Genomic DNA, 9449 nt, shown 5'->3' with positions numbered 1-9449 from the left:
TTCCCGCCCTGCCGCAACGGCCGCTGCTCGAGTGCCGCACCCGGCAGGCTCATGCACTCGCCGTCGGTGGCGTCGTAACACAGGGCGTGCCACGGGCAGGTCAAGGTGCCCTCGGTCTCGTCGATCAGTGCTTCGTCGAGCGGAAGGCCCTGGTGTGCGCACACATTGAGGTAGCTGTGCAGGGTGCCACCGATGTTGACGATGATCACCTCCGCGGACTCGCCGTGCTCGTCGGTGAGCGAACGGACGACGAGTTCACCCCGCGGTATCTCCGCCACCGCACCCGCGTCGACCCAGCCGGATTCGGCGGTGCGGACCGAGATCTCCCCCAGGGGGATGAATGCCGCCGACGATGTGGGCGCCGGTGCGGTGTCGAGTTCGACGGCGTCGATCGCCGGGACCGCCGACACGATCGCCTCGCTGACCGTGGTGCGCAGCGTCTGATCGGTCATCGAACAGCCGTTGCAGGAGCCGCCGAGCCGGATGTAGGCGATGCGGTCGTCGACGCGGACCACCTCGGCCGAGCCGCCGTGTGCGGCGATCATCGGCTCGACAGCGGTGAGCGCCTGACGGGCCGCGGTCAGCGGGTCGGGCCGCAGTAGTCCGTGCACCATCATCGCCAGGTGCACCACCGGGTCGTCGACGAGCTCGAACAGTGCCTCCCGGGTGGAGTTGTCGTCGCGGAGGCGCCGGACGATGGCCGTCAGTGCGGCCTTGTTCAGTGCGTCGAGCGCTTCGCGCAATCCCTCGGCGACGGTACGGGATTCGGCGGGTAGCGCCGCGACCGCCGTGGCGGCGTCGTCGACGGCCTTGGCCAACTCCTCCATGGTGGGCGACGCGGCGGGCGCTTGCGTCGGCCTCTCCTGCTGTGTGGTCATACGCCATACCCCTGTGCTCGATGGACAACCTCGGTCACCTTGGTGCGCAACAGATCCGCGAAGGCCATGCGGGCGGCGACGGCGAGAACCTCGGCGACGGTACCGTCGACGGCGATCGAGATCGGTCGCCGCGAGGTGGCCTCCAGGACGAAGCAGTGGCCCGCCGGGGTGTCGAGGCAGTGGTCGGCGAACACCGCATCGACGAACTGCGACAACCAGACTCCCTCCCCGTCCGGATCGGTGGCCAGTCGCTGCAGGGCGTTGTCGGTGCCGCCGCAGCGCTGCACGATCCGCTCGACGAAGGCCTCGGCCGCGGTGGCCGTCAGCAGGTCGAACTGCAGGCGCTCATGGTTGTCCATCGTCGGCCTCCTCGGGGTCAAGGTCACCGACATCAAGGTCACCGGGATCTGGGTCATCGGGATCTGGGGCATTACGGGTTCGGGCGCGGGCGATCTCGTCGAGCACCCCGCGCACCGACCGCACCATCTCGTCGGCCCCGAGGTCCTCGAACAGAAACCGCGCCTCGTGCAGGGCGGCGGTGGCCTCGGGGAACATCCCGAGGTGCGCCAACGCATTTCCCTGATTCGCGAGCACCCGCGCATAGCCGGCAGGGTCGCGTGCCGGATCCCGCTCGGCGAGGACGTCGGCATACAGTTGCACGGCCTCCATCAGATTCTGCTCCTGATGGGCGCTGGGCGCGTACACCAAAGCGTTGGCGAGGTTCACGCTGGTGGCCGCCCATTGCTCGGGGTGCTCGTCGCGGGTGTACACCGCCAGCGCCTTGCGCAGCGACTGGGTGGCCACCGCCACCCGCAGTTGATCCGACGCCGAGGTCAGCGGCATCGTCAGATACACCGCAGCGAGATCGCGGTGGGCCGCGGCCCAGACCAGAGGTGCGTCGTCGGGATCGACGACCTGCAGACAACTCTGGAACTCCGCGGCCGCATCGTTCATCGCGGTTCCGGTGTCGACGGCGTGCTCGTGCAGCACCTGCCCGAGGGCCAGGTGGAGTTCGGCGCGCGCGGTGGGCAGGTCGGCGTCGGCGAGGAGCCGCAGCGCCTCCCGGAGGTCGGTGATCGCCTCGGGGGCACGGCCGAGTTCGCGTAGCGCCTCGGCGCCCGCGGCCAGGCACAATGCCCGCAGCGCCGGAGCGTCGAAGGCCTCGATGATCGCGGCATCGAGTAGTTCTCGACGGCGTTCGGGCGCCTCGGCGTACCCGGCCTGCGCGGCGAGGATCAGGGCCCGGACCTCCGGCGGCGCTGCGGGATCCGGGTCGGGGACCTCGCCGCGGCCGAGATGGGCCAGCACCAGTTGCGCGTGACTGTGCCACCGTGGGTCGATGCGCGCGAGTAGTGCGTCGAGGTTCACCCGTTCGGGTGCGATGGTCGCCAGATTGCACCAGTCGAGTGGGTGGTCGGTCATCCGGGCGCGGGCGGTGAGCAGTTCGGTGGCCTCGTCGAGGCGGCCGTCGTAAGCGGCGCCGATGCCCGCGAGCTCGGGCGGCCAACTCGCCGGCCTACGCCCGGCGGCGAGACCGGTTCGTAGGGACGCGAATTCGTCGCCGGTGATCACCATCAGTCCGGCCGGGTAGGCGAACACCCCGAGCGGCTGCACATCGACGGCCGCCGACGGTGCCGCCGGGGCGAACTGCGCCGCGCCGGGAAGATGGGGTGCCCGGGCCGCATCGCCGGTGAGGACCTGCACACGAACCATTCAGCGCTCTCCTATCCGCACACGTGCGACGTGATGGTCGGCGTCCCATCGCAGGACGAACCGGCCCACCGGTGCCGTCCGACCCGCATCGTCGAACACCTGTCGCACCACTGTGGCACGGTCCCCGCCGGCGGACCGCTGCTTCAGCAACAATCCGCCGGCAGAGGTGGACCGCAGCGGGTAGATCAGCAGGTCGTCGCCATCGCAGCGTGCGGCGATCGAGTCGGTCGGAAAGTACCGGGCGGCGACGTCCGCGTCGACGAGAAGGCTTCCGCCATCGGTGAATTCGACCTCGGGCTCAGCCGGCTTAGGAGGTGCGGGGTACGCGGCGGTGATCATCTCGATGACCTGCTCCGCAGCCGCGGCAACCGGTGGGCTGAGGGGATCCTCGGCATCGACGGCCACCGGCTCGAGGCTCTGCGCCTCGACGAGCAGCACCGTGATGTCGTCGGGGCACATCTCACCGAGCATCCAGCGCGCGAATCCGAGGGCGTGATCCCACCGGAAGGAGTGGGTGTGGACCCCGGGATCCGGTCCGATGTCACCGAGTTCGGCTGCCGGAAGCCGGAACACGGTCCCCGGCGGCTGTCCGGTGCGGGCGGCGTCGACGATGATCACCCGCCGGGCCCCGCGCAGCGCGAACGCCACATCCATCCCGGCGGTGCCGCCGTCGACCAGCCGCACCCCGTCGACCACACCGTGGCGATCCCACAGTCGCCGGATCACCAACGGCCCCACCGCGTCGTCGCCGCGAATCAGGTTTCCGCATCCGACGACGACGAGGTCGGCCGGCTCGGGTGGATGCGGGTCGTCGGCGAGCAGATCGCTCGGCGCGGGCGGGACCGACCCGGGCTGGGTGGACGAGGCGGGAGTCGAGGCCATCAGAGCATCGAGTTCACGACGAACTTCGACATCTCCTTGCCGGACTTGGCATCGTAGGCGTGGACGGTGCACACCAGACAGGAGTCGAAGGATCGGGCGACGTGGCCGAGTTCGACGGGATCGCTGATGTCGTGGATCGGCGTACCGATGAGCGCCTGCTCGATCGGTCCGAGGACTCCATCCTTGTCGCGGGGTCCGATGTTCCACGCCGTCGGCGTGACCACCTGATAATTGGCGATCTTGCCCTTGTCGAGGACGATCCAGTCCGACAACGAGCCCCGGGCGGCCTCGGTGGAGCCGAATCCCTTGCCGGACTGCGGTTCCACGGGCTTCTGGTAGAAGCTCTCCTGCAGGTCGAGATCGTCGAGCCACTGGCGTGCCCACCGGAAGTACTTGGGTGCCTCGTGCATTCGCGCGAGCTGCCGGACGAACACGCTCGGCCCGATCTTGTCGATCATGTCCTTGAATAGCGGGTCGAAGTCCTGATGGGGCCCACCGCCGGGTGCCGACGCCGCGATTCGCCTCGCCAGCGGCCCCGCCTCCAGCGGGATACCGGTGCCGCTGCCGTTGAGGTCGTACCGAGGCGATTTCGCAAACGAGTACTTGCCCTTGGCCTTTCCGCGTTCGGGGTCGATCGGGTCGGTTTCACCCTCCCACGGATGCAGCGCCCGGTCGCCGTTGTAGAACGAGTGGGTGACGTCCTCGGCAACCTTGAGGTGGTCGAAGTCGTAGTAGTGACCGTCGGCGTAGATCCCCGACCGGTTGATCAGCGCGTCGTTGCGGCCTTCGACCGTCGGATGGTCGTACAGCGATGGTTCGAAGTAGGTGCCGGTGGCGATGTAGTTGCCGACACCGGCGCCGTAGGAATGCAATCCGATGTCGAGGCAGTAGCGGATGAAGAATCCGCAGTCGGAGTCGTGCTGGGATTCGTTCTCGTCGACCCAGGCCAGCACGTCGGCCCAGGTACGGTTCTCCAACCAGCGGTCCACGCTGCAGCCGAGCCAGTACTTCTCGAGCCAGTTGTCCTTCCAGTGCTCGAGGATGGCGATGGAGCGGGTGACGTCTGCCAGCGTCGGGGCGCACATCACGCCGCCGGGCACCATGAACGACGAGTGCGGCCACTGCCCGCCGAAGATGGCGTACACCTCGACCGGTTTGCCGGAAAGCACCACTCCCGGTTGGTAGCTCGTGCCCGTGTAGATGCTGAACCGGCGACACGCCTCCTCGTACATCGGCGACGACGAGTACTTCGGGTGGGTGAGGTCGATCGCGAATAGTGCGTAGAAGTAGCGGGGGATGCTCTGCAGCGTTTCGCAGGCCTGCGCGATGTTGCGGATCAGCGTCGCATTGCGCGGCATGGTGGTCTGCCATGCGGTGTCGAGTGCGTAGGACGCCTTGTAGAGATGCGATCCGCCGCAGATCCCGCAGATGCGCGGGGTGACGATGAGGCCTGCCTGAGGGTCCTTGCCACGCAGGATCATCTCGAAGCCGCGGAACATCGCCGCCTGGGTCCACGCCGAGGTGACGACGCCGTCGTCGATGTGCACCCGGACGTCGAGGTCTCCCTCGACGCGGCCGAGCGGGCTGACGAACAGGTCGATGGACGTCTTTTGTTCGGAAGTGGTTGTCATGATGCTCTTTTCGCCATGATTGGTTGGTTCGCCGGGGTGGACGGGTTGCGACGGCGCGGCATCGGTGGCGAGGTACCCGCACCGATGCGACCGGCCGGTCACACGACGAACATGTCCTCCTTGCTCCATCGCGGGGCGGCCACACGCGCGGCCGCGGCCTGCGCCATGTACGTGAGATGGTCGGTGCCCTCGGGCACCTCTTTGGGGATGGTGCCGGAGACCTTCTGCGTCTTGAACACCGTGCCGGGAGCCAGATCGAAGAACGGGAACTCCGGCTCGGTGCAGCCGGTGCACGGCATTCCGGCTCGGGTCTTGGAGGACTGCCGATTCCACAGGATGCGGTTGCACGGCGAATGCGTCATCGGTCCGCGGCAACCGAACTCGTAGAACAGGCACCCTGTCCGGGTACCCTCTCCGAACGTCATCGTCGACTGCTTGTAGTCGAAGAACTGGACGCGGGTGCAGCCGGTCTGGGTGAACGACTTGAAGAATGTCTGCGGCCGATGCAGTTCGTCGAGTTCGATGTCACCGGCCCGGCCGGTCGCCAGCGCGACGAGGATCTGCGTGATCCAGTCCGGGTGAGCCGGGCAGCCGGGGATGTTGATGATCGGCAGCCCCGACTTGGATTTCCAGTCGGCGCCGAGGAATCCGCCCCGATTGCGCTTGTGGAACTGCATCCCGGTCGAGTCACTGGGATTGGGTTCGGTGGCGGGGATGCCACCCCAGGCGGCACAGTCACCGATGGCCACGACCACCGACGCCGCGTTGGCCAGCTCGACCACCCAATCCTTCATCGGACGTTCGGCGAACATGTCGTAGCGCCCGCTGCCGTCGGGGCCCTCGATGACGGTGCCCTCGAAGACGAAGATGTCGAGCTGCCGTTCGCCGCTTGCGCAGTCGCGGAAGATCTTCTGGGCCTGATCACCGAGTTCGAGACCCAGTGAGGGATGCCAGAGGACTTCCAGCCCGAAGTCGACGATCAGGTCGACGACGCTGGGTTCCTCGGCATTGAGGAACGACATGGTGTTGCCCGAACAGGCACCACCTTGAAACCAGAGCACCGAAGCCATCAGCGCACTCCTCGTTGTGTTGTGGTGGACGAATCGGTCTGGGATACAGCGTGATTCGGAGGTGCCTGACCGTTGCTGGCGCCCAGCGACCGGGCGACCTCGAGCAGGTAGGCCAGGCCCGAGCGGACGTTGCGGTCGCGCAGTGCGCGGGCGATCCCCCAGGCCGAGGGGACCGACATGCCTGCGCTGTAGGTGGCGTCGGCGTCGCCGAGCGCGCCGGCGAGCCGTCCGGCCGCTCCGACGGTGCCCGCATTGACGGCCCCGGAGTCGGCGAGTGCGGCGAGCAGCGGTCCGGCTTGTTTGGCCAATGCAACCGCCGAGCGGGCGGCGTCCTTGACCTCATCGGCATTGATCCCGGCGAACGGGCTGTCGTCGGCGGTGAGGGTGGCGCGGGCCTCGCTCATGGCGTCGATCAGGGTATTGGACAGGTCGTCGCCGCGACGCAGGATGCCGTCGACACCCTCGACAAGGATCGCCACCAGGTCGGCGTGGTCGAGCAGCGACATCAGAGAGTCTGCGACCTCGGGATCGGCGAGACGATCCGCGAGCAGCTTGCGGCGCTGCTCACCGTCGTCGGGTCCGTTCGGGGCCACCATGGAAACCACAGTGCTCATGGATCCTCCAAGGAAGGTCGGCTCACGGCCACGGGCTGTGCGGCGTGATTCCCAAACCACCCTCGACGGTAAGCCGCGGTAACGGTCGTCACAACCGCGTAGCCGCAACATTCATCCGATTTCCGCAACCTTCTTGTCCTCGGGCCGAAGCGCCGGACAATGGTGGTCATCGTCAGAGATTCACCGAGTCGGACGCTCACCGGAGGAGGTGTGATGTCGGTTCTGCACAATCCGCGGCGGGTGAACGCGGCGCGCACCAACGCCCCGGTGCGACGTCGGGTACGGCCGCGCGGTGTGCCACCGGCGCTGGAGAGCCGGCCCATCTTCGACACCGACGAGCTCGGGCAGGCCCAGCTCATGCTTCCCCGCGCGCTCGACGTCGACCAGTTGATCCTGACGCCGACCGGGGATCGGGCCTTTCACGCGGTCGTCCACGGGGTGCGTAGCCGCGGGTTGTCGCTGCTGTATCTCGACATCGCTGCCGCGCATCTCGAGATCCCGCGGCATGGGGATCACTACGGCGTCTACATGCAGATGAGTGGCTCGACCGACTGGTCGGTGAATCAGGAGTCGCTGGTGGGATCGGCAACGCATGCCGTGGTGGCCAACCCCGGTGATCATCTGCTCGCCGTCCCGGGCGTCGACTCGACGATGCTGGTGCTCTCGTTCGGCGCGTTCCGGTTCAACTCTTATCTCTCGCGATTGCGTGGCCGCGAAATCCACGAGAACGTGCGCTTCGTTCCCGACTTCGACCTGACCGCGGAGGTGGCATCGAGGTGGCACAGTGCGGTGCAGCTGCTCACCACCGAACTGTTCTATGCCGAGTCCTTACTGCATCAGGGCATCGGGATCGGCGCCGTCGAGGACCTCCTGATGTCGACGTTGCTCTACGTGCAGGATTCGACCTACCACGACGATCTCGTCGCACGTCCCCAGGCGATCTCTCGGCGCACGGTCCGGGCGGCACTGGAGTACATCGAGGCCCATCTCGCCGAGCGGATCAGTCTGCCCGATGTCGTCGAGGCGGCCGGGGTGAGCGAACGCACCCTGCAGCAGGGGTTCCGCGACGAGTTGCACACCACGCCGTCGGCCTACATCCGCAATCGACGGCTCGACCGCATCCACGACGTTCTGGCCGACTCGCTGCCAACGGACCGGGTCACCGTCTCCAACGTCGCGGTGAGCTGGGGGTTCTCCCACCTGGGGAACTTCGCCGCTGCCTATCGCGCTCGTTTCGGCGAGGCCCCGTCGGAGACCCTACGGAGGTGAACCATGCATGAGTTGTCGCTGTGTCACGCCATCGTCGAGGTGGTGCGGCCACACGCCGGCGTCCGCCGCATCGACACGGTGCATCTACGGGTCGGCGCACTGCGGCAGGTAGTGCCCGAGACCCTGATGTTCTGTTGGGACATCGTCGCCGCGCAGGAAGATCTCGGCGGAGCCGCCCTCGACATCGACTGGGTCGAGGCCACCGTGACATGTGCCGACTGTACGACGACGTCGCCGATCACCTCGCGGTTCTCGATCGCCTGCCCGGGATGCGGCAGCGCGCGCGTCGGGGTCCTCACGGGCGAAGAGTTTCTCGTGACCTCCATCGACGTCGCAGCCCTCGACGTCACCGCACCCGTCGACGACGGGCTGCCCGTACTCACGAAAGAGGTTGACCATGGGTCGTTTTCATCGACATGACACCGAGCACACGCACGCGGATGGAACGGTGCACTCGCACGGGGACGGCACGGTGCATTCACATGAACCGCATACACATGAACACAGTTACGACCTCGCTGCGGTCGAGACGACGCAGCGCGCGTCCGGCGAGGTGAGCGGCAGTGAGTTCGGGGACATGAGCGCCTATGACACCGGTTCGGAACGGATCGACGTCCTCGAGGCCATCTTCACCGAAAACGACCGTCGGGCCGACATCAATCGCAGCCTGTTCACCGAGAACGGCGTGGTGGCGGTGAATCTGATGAGCTCACCCGGATCGGGAAAGACCTCGATCCTCAAGGTGACACTCGACGCTCTCGACGGAGAGGTGCCGGTAGGGATCATCGAGGGCGACATCGCCACCGATCTCGACGCGGCTCAGCTCGCCGGCCGCGGAGCGCAGGTCTCCCTACTCAACACCAACAATGGTTTCGGCGGGGAGTGTCATCTCGATGCACCGATGGTGAACCGGGCGTTGCAAGGCCTCGATCTCTCGCAGATCGATCTGGTGGTCATCGAGAATGTCGGAAACCTGGTGTGTCCGGCGGAATTCGATGTGGGTGAGCACGCGAAGGCCATGGTGTACGCCGTCACCGAGGGTGAGGACAAGCCCTTCAAGTATCCGGTCATGTTCCGGTCCGTCGATGTCGTGCTGCTCAACAAGATCGACCTGCTCCCGCATCTTGATGTCTCACTCGATGCGTACCGCGACGCGTTACGCCAGGTCAATCCGGCCGCGCGCGTGATTCCGGTGAGCGCGAAGACCGGCGAGGGCATCGACGCATGGATCGAGTGGCTTCGAACGATATCGAGCCAAACGTGACATGGGGGTTGAATGGGTGATGCCCCGCAACACTAGGTGTTGCGGGGCATCCCTGAAGTTGTGTTCGGCGGTGTCCTACTCTCCCACACTGATTAGGGTGCAGTACCATTGGCGCTGGTGGGCTTAGC

The 9449-nt window shown here is 66.8% G+C and carries 10 protein-coding genes; 3 read left to right on the top strand and 7 right to left on the bottom strand.

Annotated elements, in window-relative coordinates:
• The 7 genes from B1964_RS27920 to B1964_RS27890 all read right to left on the bottom strand — a co-directional run.
• Nucleotides 1-878 (bottom strand): NifU family protein (locus tag B1964_RS27920; RefSeq protein WP_079932141.1); only part of this gene is annotated, 878 nt, incomplete at its 3' end.
• Nucleotides 875-1237, bottom strand: coding sequence for a hypothetical protein (locus tag B1964_RS27915; protein WP_014358223.1), 363 nt, complete (start codon nucleotides 1235-1237; stop codon nucleotides 875-877). The genes B1964_RS27915 and B1964_RS27920, both read right to left, overlap by 4 nt.
• A complete protein-coding gene (locus B1964_RS27910; RefSeq protein ID WP_079932138.1) occupies nucleotides 1224-2591 on the bottom strand; it encodes a hypothetical protein in 1368 nt (455 codons plus the stop codon). The genes B1964_RS27915 and B1964_RS27910 overlap by 14 nt, the downstream gene beginning before the upstream one ends.
• Nucleotides 2592-3473, bottom strand: coding sequence for a hydrogenase maturation protease (locus tag B1964_RS27905; RefSeq protein WP_079932137.1), 882 nt, complete (start codon nucleotides 3471-3473; stop codon nucleotides 2592-2594).
• Nucleotides 3473-5104, bottom strand: coding sequence for a nickel-dependent hydrogenase large subunit (locus B1964_RS27900; protein ID WP_079932140.1), 1632 nt, complete (start codon nucleotides 5102-5104; stop codon nucleotides 3473-3475). Before B1964_RS27900 ends, B1964_RS27905 begins: the two co-directional genes overlap by 1 nt.
• A 98-nt stretch (nucleotides 5105-5202) precedes the next feature.
• Nucleotides 5203-6174 carry a hydrogenase gene (locus B1964_RS27895; protein WP_079932136.1) on the bottom strand — a complete coding sequence of 324 codons (972 nt, stop codon included), beginning with the start codon at nucleotides 6172-6174 and terminating at the stop codon, nucleotides 5203-5205.
• The gene (locus tag B1964_RS27890) at nucleotides 6174-6788 is read right to left on the bottom strand and encodes a DUF1641 domain-containing protein (RefSeq protein WP_231386852.1); all 615 of its coding nucleotides are present in this window, start codon (nucleotides 6786-6788) and stop codon (nucleotides 6174-6176) included. The genes B1964_RS27895 and B1964_RS27890 overlap by 1 nt, the downstream gene beginning before the upstream one ends.
• A 213-nt stretch (nucleotides 6789-7001) precedes the next feature.
• On the opposite strand from B1964_RS27890, the gene B1964_RS27885 reads away from it, so the two are divergent.
• The 3 genes from B1964_RS27885 to hypB are packed head-to-tail and all read left to right on the top strand — an operon-like array spanning nucleotide 7002 to nucleotide 9321.
• Complete coding sequence (locus B1964_RS27885) at nucleotides 7002-8057, top strand: AraC family transcriptional regulator (RefSeq protein ID WP_079932139.1); 1056 nt, start codon at nucleotides 7002-7004, stop codon at nucleotides 8055-8057.
• Between the two features lie 3 nt (nucleotides 8058-8060).
• On the top strand, nucleotides 8061-8477 hold the full coding sequence (locus tag B1964_RS27880; RefSeq protein WP_253194248.1) for a hydrogenase maturation nickel metallochaperone HypA: 417 nt from the start codon (nucleotides 8061-8063) through the stop codon (nucleotides 8475-8477).
• Nucleotides 8455-9321, top strand: coding sequence for a hydrogenase nickel incorporation protein HypB (gene hypB, locus B1964_RS27875; protein ID WP_079932135.1), 867 nt, complete (start codon nucleotides 8455-8457; stop codon nucleotides 9319-9321). Before B1964_RS27880 ends, hypB begins: the two co-directional genes overlap by 23 nt.
• The last annotated feature ends 128 nt before the right edge of the window (nucleotides 9322-9449 follow it).

The sequence above is a fragment of the Gordonia sp. i37 genome (genome assembly GCF_002043085.1).
Taxonomy (GTDB): Bacteria; Actinomycetota; Actinomycetes; order Mycobacteriales; family Mycobacteriaceae; genus Gordonia; species Gordonia polyisoprenivorans.
This window is presented reverse-complemented; position numbering and strand designations above follow the sequence as displayed.